We start from the raw sequence: 16,286 nt of genomic DNA, 5'->3' as shown, positions 1-16,286 counted from the left end.
GGATGCAACATGCAACACATTCTGACTTCATGGTTCGTCCAGGGAATGGTAAAAGCCACTACTGATATGTGGTTAAAAGGGTGGGATGAACGCAACGGCGGCAACGTCAGCTACCGTTTGCTTGATGAAGAAGTCCGGCCGTTTGCTCAGGATTTCTACCGTGAGCCGCGCACGGTAGAGCTGACGCAGCCCGTACCGGAACTGGCAAACTGCTGGTTTATCGTCACCGGCTCCGGCAAATTTTTCCGCAACGTGCAGCTGGATCCGGCGGACTGCCTGGTGCTGCTGCGCGTCAGCGAAGACGGCCGCGCCTACAGCATTTATTGGGGATTGAGCAACGGCGGCCTGCCAACTTCCGAACTGGCCTCCCATTTCCAGTCGCACAGCGTGCGCATGAAAGTGACCAACGGCGCCGATCGCGTCATCATGCACTGCCACGCCACTAACTTTATGTCGCTGAGCTATGTGGTGGAGCTGGACTCCGCGCTGTTTACCCGCCTGCTGTGGGAAGGCAGCACCGAATGTCTGGTGGTGTTCCCGGACGGCGTGGGCATTGTGCCGTGGATGGTGCCGGGCACCGACGGCATCGGCGAAAAAACCGCTGAGCAGATGGCTTCGCACAGCCTGGTGATGTGGCCGTTCCACGGTATTTTCGGCGCAGGCCCGACGCTGGATGAAACCTTTGGCCTGATCGACACGGCGGAAAAATCTTCCGAGGTGGTGGTAAAAGTGCTGTCGATGGGCGGAATGCGCCAGAGTATTACCACTGAGCAGCTGGTCGCGCTGGGCGAACGGTTTAACGTGCAGCCATGGCACGCCGCGCTGGAAGCAAGGCATCCGCATGTTGCGTAAAGCTTTCGTGATGCAGGTGCATCCTGATAAGCATCAGGAGTACGAGCAGCGGCATAATCCCATTTGGCCGGAACTGGCGCAGACGCTGAAAGCGCATGGCGCGCATCATTACAGCATTTTTCTGGACGAGTCGCGCCACCTGCTGTTTGCGGTGGTGGAGATCGAATCGGAAGAGCGCTGGAACGCGGTGGCCAGCACGGAAGTGTGTCAGCGCTGGTGGCGGTCAATGTGTGAACTGATGCCGTCAAACCCGGACTTCAGCCCGGTCAGTAAGGCGCTTAAACCGGTATTTTATCTGGCATAAGCCAGCATTTTATCCGGCTGAACTTAACCGGTTTACGCTCAAAAAGCCTGATAATTAATATCAGGCTTTTTGCCTGGCGTAATGATCAAAGAGGCTATGCATGCAACTTCATACGTTAACCTATCCCGAGGCCGTTCAGGAGATGCGCAGGCCAGGGAAACAGCTGACGATTAATCGGAATGTTGATTAACCGTTAATCCGCAGCTGCGGATAGCGTTTCATACTCCAGGCGCACCAGGCCAGCGAAAAGAGGCCGATTGCGCCGCCGGCATAGCCGATATGCGCCATCCCCAAATGCAGGCTCACCTGATTGCCCAGCAGCGCGCCGCCGCCGATGCCCAGATTGTAGATGCCGGACATCAGCGACATCGCCACGTCGGTGGCATCCGGTGCCAGCGTCAGAACTCTGACCTGAACCGCCAGGCCGATAATCATCATCGACAGCCCCCAGATAACGCACAGCGTAGAGATCGCTACGGTATGCGTTGCCGCGATTAACAGCGCGAGCATACAGACCGAGACCAGCGTAATCGCGCCCAGCAGAAACGTCGCCGGAAACTTGTTGCCCAATGCGCTGAACAGCACGCTACCGATAATGCCCGCCGCGCCGAAAATCAGCAGCAGGAAGGTGGTAAAATTACCGCCCATCTGCGCCACGGCCTGAATAAACGGTTCGATATAGCTATAGGCCGTATAGTGCGCCGTAACAATCAGCACGATCAGCAAATACAGCGATACCAGCGCAGGGCGACGGAACAGCATCGGCACGCTTTTCAGCGAGCCGGTATGTTCGCTTGGCAGCTTCGGCAGCAGTTTCGCCAGGGTTAGCATAGTCATCAGCGCCACCACGCCAATTACGCCAAAAGTGATACGCCAGCCAAGATACTGTCCGATGACGCGGCCAATCGGCAGACCCAGCACCATAGCCAGCGCCGTACCGGTCGCCAGCATACTCAGCGCCTGGGTTTTCTTGCCGGCTGGCGCCACGCGAATAGCCAGCGAGGCGGTAATTGACCAGAAAATAGCATGTGACAGCGCGATGCCGATGCGCGAAACCACCAGCACGTTGAAATTCCACGCGAACGCGGAAAGCGCATGGCTGGCGATAAAGAGCAGAAAGATAGCAATAAGCAAAAAACGCCGTTCGATCTGCCGCGTCAGCAGCATCATCGGCAGCGACATCAGCGCCACCACCCAGGCGTAGATTGTCAGCATCAGGCCGACCTGGGCGGTCTGCATGGCGAAGCTGCTGGCGATATCGGAAAGCAGGCCAACCGGCGCGAACTCGGTGGTGTTAAAAATAAATGCGGCGATGGCCAACATAATGACGCGCAGCCATGCGGTCTTACGAGAAACGGTTATTGATTGCATCAGGTTTAACGACTTGTTGATAAGTGAGTTCCGCATTACGCGAAAACAGAAAAGTACCCATATTGTGTTTGATTTGTGCGACAGATGACATTGAAAAACGCCGTTTTTATGTAAATCAGCATAATCGGCACGCGGCGAAGGTCATTCACCGCTTTTCACCCTTGTTTCTTGATTTAACGGCGAAAAATCTGTCGACCGGTGAGTATAGCCACAATTGTGGGATGCGCCAGGCAGTGAACACCTTCTTACATAACCGCTGCGGGAAAATCAGCATTCCGCACGGGGTTGCGCTACCCTGGAAAGAGAATACCGTTATTGATCGCTTACGATAAGGAGTCTGTTATGAATCAACGTTCCGCGGTAGCCGTGTTGGGATTGGGCGCGATGGGGCACGCTTTTGCCGCAAACCTGCTGAAAAACGGCTTTGTTACCAGCGGCTGGAACCGTACCAGCGCGCGCGGTGAAGATTTGCAAAGCGCCGGCCTGCGGCTGGCGGAAACGCCGGAACAGGCGGTGAAAGAGGCCGACGTGGTCATCAGCATGTTGGCGAATGCGGAAATCACCGGGGAGGTGCTGCAAAAAACGCTGTCGAGCCTGAAACAGGGCGCGATCCTGGTGCAGATGGGCACAATTGGCGTGGAAGCGACGGAAAAACTGCTCGCCATCCTGCACGAGAAGCGTCCGGACGTGATTTTGCTGGATGCGCCCGTTTCGGGCACTAAAGCACCTGCAGAAAATGCGCAAATCCTGGTGTTGGCCAGCGGCGACCGGGAGAAAGCGCAGGCCGTCGAGCCGGTCTTTGCGGCAATCTCAAAAGGCGTGAAGTGGTTGGGGGAGGCGGGCGCGGCGTCGCGCATGAAGCTGGTGGTCAACGCCTGGCTTATCTCTATGGTGCAGGGGCTGGCGGAAAGTACCCAAATGGCGGAAGAGTTTGGCTTTACGCCGGATGAATTCTGGGACGTGCTGGACGGCGGGCCGCTGGCGGCTCCCTATGCCAAAGCGAAACTGGGTATGATTAAAGAGGGCAGCTATGAACCGCAAATGCACCTGACCTGGGCGCTAAAAGATGCTCGCCTGGCGCTGGCGGCGGCAAAAGAAAGCCGTCTGCCGGGATTAACCGCCATCGCTAAACTGTGGCAGCAGGCGGTGGATGCAGGCTATGGCGAAAAAGATCTGTCGGTCATCTATCGCTATTTGCAGGAAAACAGGTAAGTTTCCTGTCAAAACAGAGGGAATAATCCCTCTGTTATTCAGGGTTATAGCGTAAATAGCAGGAACTGCTTAACGGCTTTCTTCTAAAGTGCAACACTATTTGGTATATTAATTTACTATCATCTTTATTAGTTGATTGATTTTAATGCTTTTTTAGATCACCGCCGATACGGTGAGGCACAGCTAAAAGCAAGGATCTGAACATGCTTGATATTCGTTTTCCTACAGCGTTACAAATGGTGCTCTGCATAGCCCAGGCGGAGCGGGAAGGTAAACGCAGCACCAGCAAAATTCTGGCAATGGGCCTTGAGGCCAATCCCAGCTTTGTCCGTAAGATGATGGTGCCGCTGACCCGCGACGGCATTATCGTCTCTACGCTGGGCCGTACCGGAACTATCCGGCTGGGGCGTCCGGCGGAGGAGATTACGCTTTGCGATATCTATACTTCCGTGCTGGAGGATAAACCGCTGCTGGCAGGCCGCCCGGAAGTGCCGGCGCGTTGTCTGGTCAGCGCCAACACCTGCTGGTTCTTTAAAGAGCTGGCTCACGAGGCCGAGCAGGCGTCGCTCAGTGTGCTGGCGAAGCGGACGGTTGCCGACGCGCTGCGGGAAATCTATGAGCGCGACCGCCGCTATCCCGAAGGCAGCTGCGAAGCGATGAAAACCCGTGAAAATGCGGAAACCTGACGGGCTGCATAACCCTGAATAGGGCCGGACACTGACAATGTCCGGCTTTTTTATTGCCTGAAATCCTGTCGGGCCGCCACGGCTGCCGTAATCTTTGCGCGCTACGCCGCTTGTTCTGCGCTGCCTTTGTGCCGCTTCGCGATCGCATTTAATGCAACAATTATACTTGCATTAAGCTCGCGTCTGTTTTACCGTTAATAAATGCACTAATGACAGTTACCTTTTACCCCGCCCGGCGGCGGAGGTCAACAGCTAAAACAGGTTATAATTCTAAGGGGAAGACAATGAGCCATGATGATTTTATCAGCGACCTGGTAATGTGGATCGACACGCATATTGAAGGCAAGATGGATTTGGATACCGTGGCCCGCCGGGCAGGCTACTCCAAATGGCATCTGCAGCGTATGTTCAAGCAGCATACCGGCCACGCTTTAGGCGAATATATCCGCGCGCGTCGTCTGAAAAAATCCGCCGAGCGCCTGGCTAAAGGCGGTGAGCCTATTCTGGACGTGGCGATTTCATTTGGTTTCGATTCCCAACAATCTTTTAACCGCAGCTTCAAACGTCAGTTCGGCCAGTCGCCGGGCGCATGGCGTCGTCAGGTACAGGTCAGCGCCTGATTGCTTTTCAATGGCGGGCGTAGCGGCCCGCTTTGACTTTTCTGTCCCGCCTCCGTTTCGTTCTTCGCCGCAGTACATAAATATAAGTTCGACCAAATCAAAACAGGCCTGAAAAAACGCGGTGGATTGTATACTGTCTGAATTATAATGCTTTTTGACTTCAGACAGACAGGAATCCCTATGGAGATACGGAACCTCACCAAACGCCAGCTTTGCGAAGCCGCCAGCTATCTGCTGGTCTTTATCGCGCTGCTGCTGATTTTTCCTTTACGCCTGCTGCCTTGTTTTCTGGCCGGATTTATCGTTTACGAAACCATTCTGGCGCTGGCGCCCTGGGTAGAGAGGCTGGTAAAAGGGCCGCTGGCGCGTTGGATCACTATTTTCTTTCTCACCGTGGTGGTGTTGTTAGCGCTGGCGGGCGGTATCACCAAACTGATTGGCTTTTTGCTGCACGACTTTCACAGCCCGGCGGCTTTCCATGCTGCCGCCAGCAAGCTGCTTGAGGACGCCCAGGATACGCTGTCGCCGGTGGTCACGCGCTATTTGCCCGCAGATATCGATGAACTGCAGCATCAGGTCATGGCCTGGCTGCGCGAGCATCTGGTCGTGGTGCAAACGCTGGGCCGTACCGCCGCGCACACCTTTGCCACCATGCTTATCGGGATGCTGCTGGGTGCGATTATCTCTCTGCGCATCAGCGGCAGCGATACCAGCAATGCGCCGCTAACCCAGGCGTTGCTTAAACGTCTGACGCTGCTTGCGGCTTCTTTTCACGATGTGGTTTTCGCACAAATCAAAGTCTCGCTGGTCAACACGCTGCTGACCTGCGGCTTTCTGTTCGGCGTGCTGCCGCTGTTCGGGCTGCATTTTCCGTTTGCCAAAACAGTGATCGTCCTGACCTTTATTGCTGGAATGCTGCCGGTGATCGGCAATCTGATCTCCAACACGGTTATTGTGTTGATCGGGCTTTCCATCTCTTTGCAGGCAGCGCTGATCGCGCTGATTTTCCTGATTCTGGTGCATAAGCTGGAATACTTCATCAATGCCCGCATCTTTGGCTCCCGTATCAACGCTAAAACCTGGGAAATCCTGCTGGCAATGCTGGTGTTTGAATCCGCCTTTGGCCTGGCGGGCGTCGTTGCTGCGCCGGTGTTTTACGCCTATCTGAAAAGCGAACTGCGCCACGCCCGCCTGATTTGAACTGCTTTACTGGCCCCGTCCGGGGCCAGTCTCCGCTATAAAGCTTCTTTATTTGTCTGCCGATAACTTCCCCTGAAGAACCGGAAAATTGCTTCCGCTTCGTCTACCAGGGCATCAAATGAAACTTTCTAATTATAAAATCGGCGTGCGTTTAGGCCTGCTGGCTGCAGTATTGCTTTGCGCCACGCTATTTATTGGCCTGCGCGGCCTCGCTATCAACGAAAACGCGCTTAAGCAAAGCAGTCAGATCATGCAGCAGGAAATGCAGATTGAGCGGGTTATCGACACCGCGCGAAATGCACAGGTGCAGTTTAAGATTCAGGTACAGGAGTGGAAAAATACGCTGCTGCGCGGCGGCCAAAGTCCGGAGGCTTTTGCTAAGTACAGGACGGCTTTTATTGAACAGGGCGACAAGACTCAGCAGCTGCTTGCCACGCTGATCGAAACGATGCCGACGGTGGGAATGGATAACCGTGAAGTGCGGGAGACGCGTAAGCTTCATGGCGAGCTGCAAGAGCGCTATCTCAGCGCGCTACAGGCTTACCAGCAGGGCGATGCCGACAGCGCGCAGCGTGTCGATCGTCTGGTCACCGGTGTCGATCGTCTGCCGACAAAAATGATCGACGAAGTGGTAGCCAACGTCCTGACGCACACGCAAAGCCTGCATAAGCAGATCGCCGCCGCTAATCAGCAAAGTTATCAGCACACCAGACTGATCCTGGCCCTGTCGATGCTGCTGGCGCTGTTGACCGGCTGCATTATTACCTGGTGGCTGGTACGCAGTATTACCCAGCCGCTGGCGCAGGCAGTAAAAATCGCCCAGACGGTGGCGGCCGGCGATCTGCAGACGCAAATCGTGGTTAAAGGCCGGGATGAAACGGCCTCGCTAATGGCCGCGCTGAAAGAGATGAACACCAATCTTACGCGTATCGTTTCCGACGTGCGGGAAGGCACGGAAACTATTGCCTCGGCTTCGGCACAGATTGCCCTGGGCAGTCAGGATCTCTCCGGGCGTAATGAGGCCCAGGCCGGCGCGCTGGAAGAAACGGCGGCCTCGATGGAGCAGTTGACATCCGTAGTCAGAAAAAATGCTGACAACGCGCGTCATGCCAGTGATATCGCTCAGGATGCCACGTCAGCCGCGCAGCTGGGCGGCAGCGTGGTGAAGGAAGTGGTGCATACGATGGGCGAGATTCAGCATTTTTCCAGCCAGATTAGCAATATTATCAGCCTGATTGACGGCATTGCTTTCCAGACCAATATCCTGGCGCTGAACGCCGCCGTTGAAGCCGCAAGGGCAGGGAGCGAAGGACGGGGTTTCGCCGTGGTGGCCGCTGAAGTACGGGCGCTGTCGCAACGTTCTGCCGCTGCCGCCAGGGATATTAAAACCTTAATTGACAGCTCGGTCAGCCGTATCAATACGGGTAACGCGTTGGTCGAACGCGCGGGCCATGCGATGGAAAATATTGTGGAAAACGTGCACCGCGTCAGCTCGCTGGTGGCAGAGATCTCGCTGGCAAGTAATGAGCAAAGCGTCGGGATCGATCAGGTCAACCTCGCCGTAACGCAGATGGATGATGCCACACAGCAGAACGCTTCATTGTCGCAGGAATCAACCGTAGCGGCGCAGTCCCTGCAGCAGCAGGCTGAAAATCTGCTGCGTAGCGTCAGCGTGTTTAAGCTTTCCGCTATTGTATAACGCCACAGAAACGCGACGGCAGCCCGGCTGCTGTCGCATTCTCTCTCTAATAAATTAACATGCGGGAGACCTGCCCAAGGTTCCTTTTTTTTCTGCTATTTTTGCAACAGAGTATGCTGTTAAATAACCATCGTTTCTCTATTAAAAAAAAGCAATTATTTATCGGCAGGGTTAATGGCGGGAGGTTTTATTGTTAATTCAGCAGTATATTTTTATTTTGCTATTGTTTTCTTTGTGGCGTTTACCCTTTTGTTAGTCAGGAAAATATTTTTCCCTCCATTTTATAATTGCCTGCTGTCAATAATTACCGCCTGACGATGGCGCTTGCCTGATATCTTTCTTCTTACCTGAAACCTGAGAAGAGAATAATCATGACAACCCTGAGTAAAGTAAAAAGCATATATTCCCTGGAAAGGCCGCAATGGATGGATGCGGCCGGTCTGAGCAAGGGGATCAATCACGATCGTCAGCATCTGGGAATTATCCTGCCTGCGGGGCGATCGATTAAAGTCCGCCAGCTATCGCCCAATAACGGCTCATTGACGCTGCGTTTACTGAATAATAATGATCAAACTGAAGCTTCTGTCGGCGTTGGATCCGCCTGGGTTACGTTAAGTGCCAGCGCGCCCTCTGTGCCTTTTATTGATACCCCTTATGAGCTTTCCACGGTCGTTGTGGAATATGAATATGACGATATGGCTACAGCGCTTCCTGTCTATGAGCAAGGCGGTAGCGAAAGCGCTTTCTTTCATCTCTGGGACAGCCAGAACGCTGAGTTTGCATTAATCACCAGCGAGTTTGTTAATATTTTAATCCCGGCGGCTGATAAACAAAGGCTGCGTACGCTCCACGCGCAAAATAGCGTCGACCGTTTATTAGAAGGCTACAAAAATATCTTTGATTTTTATAACACGCTTATCGGCCTTTCGTTCCAGACGCCTGTTGTTACCGATCGTAATATCCGCAACCGTTACTTTATCAAAGCGGACAAAAGCGGCCCGGGCGCGGCTTATTACAGCGATCGCTGGACCGCCGAAACCAGCCCAACCGTTAGCGACTTCTGGCTGTTCAGTAAAGAGCCCGGCTGGGGCTGCCTGCACGAAATTGCCCATGGTTATGAAGGCAAATTTATGTCGGACAGATTTATCGATGTGCGTGAGGTCTGGAACAATATCTACTGTGCCTGCTATCAAAATGTGACGATGGGCGACAGACAGTACCAGCAGGGCTGGCTGTACGACTATGGCAGACAGGCCGCCGTTGAAAAGATTATTAATGATTTTGTGCGTAACGGTACGCCAGTAAATCAGTGGGATCTGCGCTCGAAGCTCTACTTTATGATGCAGATGGTCAACAAGGCGGGAATGGAAGCCTTTACCCGTTTTAATCAGCACTACCGTCAGCTCAGCAACCGCAGTGGCTTTATTGCTGAAGCACATTCGCTGCTGGATATGCTTTCCGTTAGCTTTGCCGAAGCGGGCGCTAAAATTGACGTTACACCTTTTATGCAGCTGGTTGGCGCGCCACTCACTCGCCAGCAGCGCGACAGCAATCTGTTTTGCCAGGGCAAGGCGGTCTATCCTTTAAATCAGCTGGTGGAAGAGGGACGGCTGACGGCGTTGCAGCAGCAGCTCGACTTGCATAGCCCACTCGCGCTGGTGGATGTTCAGCAATTGAAAATAACCGGCCTGACGGGCAGCGTCAGTCTGACGCTGGATATCGATGACTTCCGTCAGATTGAAAATGAAACCCTGACGCTGCTTGATGGCGCAACGGTCGTACGTCAGGCCAAAATTGACCGGCAGGAAATGCTGCTGGAGGATCTGCCTGTTGGCGTCTACACGCTGCACTTACCCACGGGTAAAAGCCAAAAGTATGATGTGCAGCCAGGCTACCCGATCGTTAAAGCCGGGCAGTCGGCGCAGCGTATCAGCTACCGGCGTAAAATAGCCTCGCCGTTACTTAATCAGGCATTTAACCTGTTAGGGCTGGGTGACGCTCTTTTTGCCAGCGTCGAGCTGGATCACAGCAAAGGCTTGCTCAGCGTTCATGCCGCCGGCAACAGTCCACACGTGTATTTCCCGGATCAAACCTATGCGCAGATTAAGATCCGTGACGGCAGTAACAGAGAAATCTATAAAAGAACTTTTCTGGGTAACGACCGTCTTATTGTTCACGACGAAATTGCTTTCTCTTACGGAGATCGGATTGAAATTTATCATCGTGAACCTACTCGTTTACGGTTGTTGCCCGCAGCATCCGGCATAATCGACACCCTCAGCGAAACCAATCATTTTGTCATTACGGCCAGCGGCCTGAAAAATGAAAAATTAAATAACAATCCAGAGTCGGATCTGGCCGAAAGACTGGAAAGCGCTTCGCTGGCGATTGCCGCTAACCATGCGGTTGGGGCCGCGGATTATGCTGCGGCGAAAGACGATCTCTGGCTGGCCGTTATGGCCCTGAGCCGTCCGCTGCGTGATACTTTATACGCAAAATATTATCTATATCTTTCAATGTATAACGAGCTGGTGGACCATCCTGAAGTGCCTGAAGTGCCTGAAGTGCCTGAAGTGCCTGAAGTGCCTGAAGTGCCTGAAGTGCCTGAAGTGCCTGAAGTGCCTGAAGAACCGGTGGTGCCGGCTCCGCCGCTTTATCCGCTGTGGGAAGCCAGTCGCGTCTACGTTGGCGGCGACAGAGTGACTCATAAAGGACGAAACTATCTGGCTAAATGGTGGATTGGGCAGGGCACTGAACCCGGCCTGGAGAGCACGACCGGGGCGGCAGACGGCGACGGTCGTCCATGGACAGAGATCTAATCCAGGCCTGAGCCAGGCAGCCTGAAGCGTATTAAGCCATTTCGGGCTGCTGTTAAAGCGCAACGCGCAGAGAACTTGAGTAAAGTGCTCTGCGTTTTTTGCCTTTATTGAAAGTAAGCCGCGTTGCAATAAAGCAGCCGGCAACGGCTACTTCCGTGCCTGCTACTTTCCTGTCTGTTTCAAAATCTCAGCCAGCTGCACGCGGTGCTCGCCGTCAATCTCCCGAGCGGCGGAGTAACCGGCGTTCAGCAGAATGGTTTCATTCAGCCCTACCAGCCAGTCATAGATATAGTAGGCGGCATGGTTATTAGGCTTCAGCGCCAGCTTTGTCAGCCGCTGGCCCGGCCCCAGGCTGGCGGCCTGGGTTTCCGGACGGGCGAAAATCTTCTGACCACGGTTGATTTTACTGTCGGGGCGCGCCGCCTCTGGCAGATGCTGAAAGCCCAGCCAGGCGACGAAATCGCCCAGCACGCTCAGCGCGCGGGAGACCTGGCGATCGGCCAGCATCTCGGCCGGGGTATTCGCCGCATCTTTATCCGTCAGGATTTTCACCAGCGCGCCCTCAATATCCAGACGAATACTGGCCGTGGTCAGCTCTTCTGTCAGCATCTCCAGCGTGGGGCGCGTCACCCCCAGCAGCTCCAGCAGCGCGTCCTGTTCAGGAAGCTGTCCCAGCAGGTTGATCCAGTAACGGTAGACCTGCTGCGCAAAGCCATTCTCCGCTTCGCTCTCCTCACCCGTTTGCTGCGCATCCAGCGGCAGCGGTAAAGGATCGTTGCTCAACAGATCGATACTCATCCCGATGCCAAAAGGATCTTCTTCCGTCAGGGCGTATTCTTCGTTGCTGCGGCGCTCGGCGGGGTGTTGCTGCTGCATAAACAGGTGACGCAGCGTTTCGCGCGTTGGCAGCAGCCGCTCCAGCAGCTCGCCGTGCACGCCGGTCCTGGTTTGCAACGCCTTTAGCAGCGTTTCGGCAACGTGCAGGCGAGCCTCCGGCTCCTCTTTTTCCGCCGCAAGATACCAGCGGCCCAACAGGTTATCGCTCAGCTCACGACGGATCTCGCTAAGCTGTTCCTGTAAGCGCGCCATTTTGTTTTCGCGGCTGACTTCGCTGGTCAGCCAGCCCGCCATTCGCTTCACACCCTTGTCATCCATCGTCAACATGGTGCCCCAGGCGTCGCCGGGATTGCCCACGTAGCGCTGTACGGCAGCGTCGTGGTGCTGACCGTGCGTAATACGCTGGTCAAAAGGCGTCAGCGCCCAGATTAGCGCAGGTTTACGGCCGCTGTGCGGCTGGCCCTGGGTCTGCTTCACCCAGTTGTCCAGCACGCGGCCCACGATGCGGGTATCCGCGCGCTGGCTGGAAGCGTTACAGACCATCAGCAAATCGACGTCCTGCCGCTCTGCAGCGCGGGTTAACAGGAAAGGACGCTTGGCGACGGTAAAGGCCAACGCCAGCTCGTGTGCACTGTCATCCGGCAGAAGCGACGGCTCCTCAAAACCGGGAAAGTCCAGCAGGTCGACCTGTTCAAACAGGCTTTCACGCGGTGCGCTGTAGAACGGCAGCAGCACTTCGCGGCTCAGCAGGTTCAGCTCGCCCAGCGCAAGGTTAACCGGCCTCAGGCTGCGCCCGTTATGCTGCGGCACCACCTGAATAACGCGATCCGATGAGGCGTTAAAATAGCGCAGGCCGCTGCTGTTTAATACGCTCAGGCCGGGATCGTCCACCGTGCTGATGGGCGCCAGCACGCGCCGCGCGCCGGAAAGATGATGCAGCACGTGCGCCAGCTGGCGATAAAGCGCGGAAAGATCGCGATCTTCATTCCACAGCAGGGAAAAGAGACGGGCACGATCGTCCACGCCCAGCATCGGCGCCAGCTCTACGGCCTGCGGCCAGAAATGGCTTTCCAGCGCCTTACTGCGGCAAATCTGGGCGGCGTTCAGCCGATGCCACAGTGCCACCACGTTATTACTGCTCATGCCTTCCACGCTCTGCGCCTGGCGATAAACGGCGACGCTTTTCATGCGCTCGGCAATCTGCTGCTCGTCCAGCGCGACGGTTTCGCTGCCGCTGCGTTTGGCCCAGATTTGTGCCAGCACCCCGGCGATCTCTTCTTCGCTCATCAGCGACAGCTGCACCGGCCATTCGTTATCGGTGCTGGTCTGCCGGCCGCTGAAGCGCATGACCATTGTGGCGCTCTGCTGCTGCGGATTAAGCTGCGCATAGTCAAAGGTGGTATTGCCCAGCGCCAGCTCCATCCGGCCTTTTTCACTGGCGGCCAGGGCGGCGATCAGCCAGGCTTTGCCCGCCTGCGCAAGGCCAAAAAAGCCGACCGCGCACTCTTTGCTCGCAGCCTCATTCAGCCGGGTTGCTTTGTTGTGCTGATGCCGTAGCCGGACGCCAAGGCGATCCGCTTCCATATTAAGACGTGGGGCGGTGGTACGGGCGCTTTCCAGCCAAATCAGCGCGCGATCGATCCCCCTGGTCACGTTTTCCAGTTTTTTGCCGAACTGCCCCGATGGCTTAGGCGTCAACGCTTTCATTTTTTATATACGCTCCCACTGTCAATCCAGTAATGGGTTAATCCTGAGCCGCTGCTGGCCAGCGTATTCAGCCTGAGCCGCAGATGTTCCAGCGGCACGCGGCTGCCGTCGTCCAGCGTTGCCTCGGCAATAGCAAATCTTTCCGGGCCGAATTCGCCTTTGGTCTCCGCCACCGCCAGCTTGATCTTCAACACCTTGTCGCCTGCTACGCTGCGCGCCAGCTGTGGATCGGCGATCGACAGGGTGTAAAGCGGCGAAGCGGGCCAGCGATCGTTATCCAGCTGCCGGAATCCCAGCGTCAGCGCGCCGCGAACCTGAAAACGTTCGCGTGGGTCGAGCCGGAAATTATCGTCATCCAGATCGATATCGGCATACCAGACGTTCTCGGCGCTCAGGCTGCCGTTACCGTCCAGCATGCCCAAATAACGAATGGTGGAGTACGGCTGAAAATCGCCCGCCTTAAACCAGAAGTTCGCCAGCCTTAAATCCAGCGACAGCAGGCACAGCATAGCCCCGACCGCCGCCGTGGATTTCGGATTCTCAATCCGGCCCTGCTTGTTAAAGGGATACCAGTCGTTAGTGTGGTAGCCGTCCAGTGACAGAATACGGCTTACCGGCAGCGGCTGAAGATGACGGAACAGCGCCTGCACGCCAGGGAAGCGCGAAGGGCGTCCCGTCAGCAGCAGCACGTCGCAGTCGTACACGGCGACCACTTCTGACATCGAGCGCAGGCTCTGGGTAATATTCATGCGCGGCGACAGGAATTCTGCATGAAGCTTGCTCAGCCTGACTACCAGCGGCACGCGCAGCAGATCGAAAGCTTCCGCCTCGTTCGGCAACTCGCGCTGGATCTCACGGTTGATATAGTCAAGCAGCTTTTGCGTGGGTGGCTGGGCCAGCAGCTCGCCAAAGCGCGCGTCCAGCTCCGCATTCAGCTCCAACGGATCGAATTTCTCATAGGCTTCCAGAATCGCCTGGCCCACCGGAATGAAAATTTGCAGCGTAACCTGCTGACGCAGCGTGGAATGTCCGTCCAGCCGACCTTCATGGCCGAACAGCCGCGTCATTACGCCTTCCGGGTTCACCATACCGGCTTCTTTGAACGCGTGCTGCAGGGCAGGCAGTACATAAAGCTGGATCACATCCAGCAGAATATCGTCTCCGGCCTGTTTAAAGCCTTCGCGGAACAGCAGGCGCGGCATAATCTTCACGTTGTTGCCAACGCCGTCATCCAGGCGATACTGGGTGATCGCCAGATCGGTGGTGCCGCCGCCGATATCGATAGAGGCGATACGCAGCGTTTTGCCCACCGGCTCGTCGGGCGCGCGGACGCGATCGGGACGCGCCATGCTGACAAAGAACGCCTCGGCGCGGCCACCGAAGTTCACCTGCGTTTCGTTATAGAGATAAACCATCTGGCCGCAGGTCGCTTCATCCCATTCCATCTGTACGTCCGGCACCGGCACGCTGCTTTTCGCCTTGTCTTTGGCACTGGTAAAATCGTCGTCGGCCGGATGCCAGCCCATCGCTTTCCAGATCAGCGCGATCGCTTCCTGCATCCGACGGCGGAAGATCTCGCGCTCCGGTTTAGGCATGGCGGAAGGCAGCGTCAGAATAATATTACGCAGCTGGCGCGGCGCGCTGCTGTGCAGCATCTTCTGGCGCTGCGCCGGGCTGTTCATTTGCAGCAGCGCCTGCGCCAGCAGTTCGCCAAGCATAAACGTCATGACAGAGCTGCGGCTGTACTGCGGCGTAAAGACCGGCAGGCGCTCTTCCAGCGGCTGGCTGAACAGCGGCTCGCCTTCGTCATTAACCAGATTGGTCAGCGGCGCGGCGGTTGCCAGCGGCTCCAGCGCGGCGTTGCCCGGCGTGCGGCTAAAGCGCCAGCCCGGCGTATAGGCATCCTCATCCCAGAGATAGCGGCGCGGGCTGGAAATGCCGGTTGCACCTTCCGTGCCCAAACGCTGCAGCGCCAGGTTGCTCGCCTCGCGGCCTACGCGGGTAATCGAAGGCCAGATAAAGGCGTCATCGCGTCCGCTTTCCATTGAGAAGTTCTGCTTGCCGAAGCTGGCCTGGGCAAATTCAACGCGGCTCTCAAACAGCTCGTTATAGACGCGGTGCGGCGTGCCCAGATCCCGCAGATGCAGCTCATAGGTGTGCTTGAGGCCGTGATGATCGTCAACGTGATCTTCCACCATAATGCCGCAGGTATGCGAGTTACCGACGTCCAGGATCAAATCGACCGGGATGGCCGGCTCCTGTAACGTGGCGGCGCTGATCTTCAGCTCCGGCAGCGCCAGCTGGTGGCCAAGCATATGCAGGATATTCAGGTAATGGGCCTGATATTCGAATTCACGCAGCGCGGTGCGGATATTAACCTGTGGACGTTGCTCGACGGCGGCAGCCTGCTGACTGAACACCTCACGCAGCCAGCCGTCGATCCAGGTATGATCCAGAAACTCGCCCAGCTCGTTGCTACGGTAAGCCAGCGCGAAGCTGACGCCGTTTTTGACATCGCTCTCCACCAGCGCCAGCGACTCGTCTTCGCCTTCCGGCCAGGTGCGGGTTTCAAAAGCCAGGCAGATACGGTGCGTCTTGCCGTTTTGATCGGGTTTCTCCAGCGCGACGATCTGCACCCGCGCCCAGTTATCAGGCCCGCCGATAAAAGTACGGGGCGGATTAAAGCGAAAGAAAGGCAGCGGCAGCCACACGCCGTCCAGCAGCGCCAGCGACTGCGCCAGCGGGAAACTGAACTCGGGCTTCACCACTTCCGGCATACCGCCCACCGCGATCGGCAGCAAATATTTGCCGCTCTGTGCGTTAAAGTTCAGACGCAGCAGCGGGCCGTTGGCCGTCTGGCGGACAAATTTGCCCGGCAAATCGTTTTCCGGATCCGGCGTCAGGGCAAAATCCAGGAACTGGATGCCGCTGTTCTGAATCAGCGTCATGTTCGGTTTAAAATCTGCGGTCGCCAGCATC

The 16,286-nt window shown here is 56.0% G+C and carries 11 protein-coding genes; 8 read left to right on the top strand and 3 right to left on the bottom strand.

Annotation, left to right across the window (positions count from 1 at the left end; genetic code table 11):
* Window positions 1-9 precede the first annotated feature (9 nt).
* Both rhaD and rhaM read left to right on the top strand, forming a co-directional pair.
* Entirely contained in the window at window positions 10-852 is an 843-nt protein-coding gene (rhaD, locus tag EGK14_RS03215) for a rhamnulose-1-phosphate aldolase (protein WP_125287617.1), read from the top strand.
* Window positions 842-1,156, top strand: coding sequence for an L-rhamnose mutarotase (gene rhaM / locus EGK14_RS03210; RefSeq protein WP_125287616.1), 315 nt, complete (start codon window positions 842-844; stop codon window positions 1,154-1,156). Before rhaD ends, rhaM begins: the two co-directional genes overlap by 11 nt.
* A 186-nt stretch (window positions 1,157-1,342) precedes the next feature.
* Here the strand turns inward: rhaM and EGK14_RS03205 are convergent, their stop codons facing one another.
* Entirely contained in the window at window positions 1,343-2,527 is a 1,185-nt protein-coding gene (locus EGK14_RS03205) for a sugar transporter (protein ID WP_125287615.1), read from the bottom strand.
* Window positions 2,528-2,869: 342 nt separating this feature from the next.
* Here EGK14_RS03205 and EGK14_RS03200 point away from each other — a divergent pair, with 342 nt between their 5' ends.
* The 6 genes from EGK14_RS03200 (at window position 2,870) to EGK14_RS21380 (ending at window position 10,763) form a co-directional block, all read left to right on the top strand.
* Complete coding sequence (locus EGK14_RS03200) at window positions 2,870-3,739, top strand: NAD(P)-dependent oxidoreductase (protein ID WP_125287614.1); 870 nt, start codon at window positions 2,870-2,872, stop codon at window positions 3,737-3,739.
* A gap of 203 nt (window positions 3,740-3,942) precedes the next feature.
* Window positions 3,943-4,425 carry an Rrf2 family transcriptional regulator gene (locus EGK14_RS03195; protein ID WP_125287613.1) on the top strand — a complete coding sequence of 161 codons (483 nt, stop codon included), beginning with the start codon at window positions 3,943-3,945 and terminating at the stop codon, window positions 4,423-4,425.
* Window positions 4,426-4,709: 284 nt separating this feature from the next.
* The gene (locus tag EGK14_RS03190; RefSeq protein ID WP_125287612.1) at window positions 4,710-5,045 is read left to right on the top strand and encodes a helix-turn-helix domain-containing protein; all 336 of its coding nucleotides are present in this window, start codon (window positions 4,710-4,712) and stop codon (window positions 5,043-5,045) included.
* 180 nt (window positions 5,046-5,225) lie between these two features.
* Window positions 5,226-6,245: an AI-2E family transporter gene (locus tag EGK14_RS03185; RefSeq protein ID WP_125287611.1), complete on the top strand. Its 1,020-nt coding sequence runs from the start codon at window positions 5,226-5,228 to the stop codon at window positions 6,243-6,245.
* A 118-nt stretch (window positions 6,246-6,363) separates the two neighbouring features.
* Window positions 6,364-7,944 carry a methyl-accepting chemotaxis protein gene (locus EGK14_RS03180; protein ID WP_125287610.1) on the top strand — a complete coding sequence of 527 codons (1,581 nt, stop codon included), beginning with the start codon at window positions 6,364-6,366 and terminating at the stop codon, window positions 7,942-7,944.
* 371 nt (window positions 7,945-8,315) lie between these two features.
* Complete coding sequence (locus EGK14_RS21380) at window positions 8,316-10,763, top strand: putative mucin/carbohydrate-binding domain-containing protein (RefSeq protein ID WP_125287609.1); 2,448 nt, start codon at window positions 8,316-8,318, stop codon at window positions 10,761-10,763.
* Window positions 10,764-10,925: 162 nt separating this feature from the next.
* Here EGK14_RS21380 and EGK14_RS03170 read toward each other — a convergent pair whose 3' ends face one another.
* A complete protein-coding gene (locus tag EGK14_RS03170) occupies window positions 10,926-13,307 on the bottom strand; it encodes a virulence factor SrfC family protein (RefSeq protein WP_125287608.1) in 2,382 nt (793 codons plus the stop codon).
* The gene (locus EGK14_RS03165; RefSeq protein ID WP_125287982.1) at window positions 13,304-16,285 is read right to left on the bottom strand and encodes a virulence factor SrfB; all 2,982 of its coding nucleotides are present in this window, start codon (window positions 16,283-16,285) and stop codon (window positions 13,304-13,306) included. Before EGK14_RS03165 ends, EGK14_RS03170 begins: the two co-directional genes overlap by 4 nt.
* Window position 16,286: the final 1 nt, after the last annotated feature.

This window comes from Erwinia sp. 198 (genome assembly GCF_003937915.1).
Lineage (GTDB): Bacteria > Pseudomonadota > Gammaproteobacteria > Enterobacterales > Enterobacteriaceae > Erwinia > Erwinia aeris.
The sequence above is the reverse complement of the archived record's forward strand: the minus strand, read 5'-3'. Positions and strand labels throughout refer to the sequence as shown.

Coding starts and splice junctions, on each gene's coding strand:
- rhaD (WP_125287617.1), top strand. CDS start 10: ATGCAACACATTCTGACTTCATGGTTCGTCCAGGGAATGGTAAAAGCC.
- rhaM (WP_125287616.1), top strand. CDS start 842: ATGTTGCGTAAAGCTTTCGTGATGCAGGTGCATCCTGATAAGCATCAG.
- EGK14_RS03205 (WP_125287615.1), bottom strand. CDS start 2,527: ATGCAATCAATAACCGTTTCTCGTAAGACCGCATGGCTGCGCGTCATT.
- EGK14_RS03200 (WP_125287614.1), top strand. CDS start 2,870: ATGAATCAACGTTCCGCGGTAGCCGTGTTGGGATTGGGCGCGATGGGG.
- EGK14_RS03195 (WP_125287613.1), top strand. CDS start 3,943: ATGCTTGATATTCGTTTTCCTACAGCGTTACAAATGGTGCTCTGCATA.
- EGK14_RS03190 (WP_125287612.1), top strand. CDS start 4,710: ATGAGCCATGATGATTTTATCAGCGACCTGGTAATGTGGATCGACACG.
- EGK14_RS03185 (WP_125287611.1), top strand. CDS start 5,226: ATGGAGATACGGAACCTCACCAAACGCCAGCTTTGCGAAGCCGCCAGC.
- EGK14_RS03180 (WP_125287610.1), top strand. CDS start 6,364: ATGAAACTTTCTAATTATAAAATCGGCGTGCGTTTAGGCCTGCTGGCT.
- EGK14_RS21380 (WP_125287609.1), top strand. CDS start 8,316: ATGACAACCCTGAGTAAAGTAAAAAGCATATATTCCCTGGAAAGGCCG.
- EGK14_RS03170 (WP_125287608.1), bottom strand. CDS start 13,307: ATGAAAGCGTTGACGCCTAAGCCATCGGGGCAGTTCGGCAAAAAACTG.
- EGK14_RS03165 (WP_125287982.1), bottom strand. CDS start 16,285: ATGCTGGCGACCGCAGATTTTAAACCGAACATGACGCTGATTCAGAAC.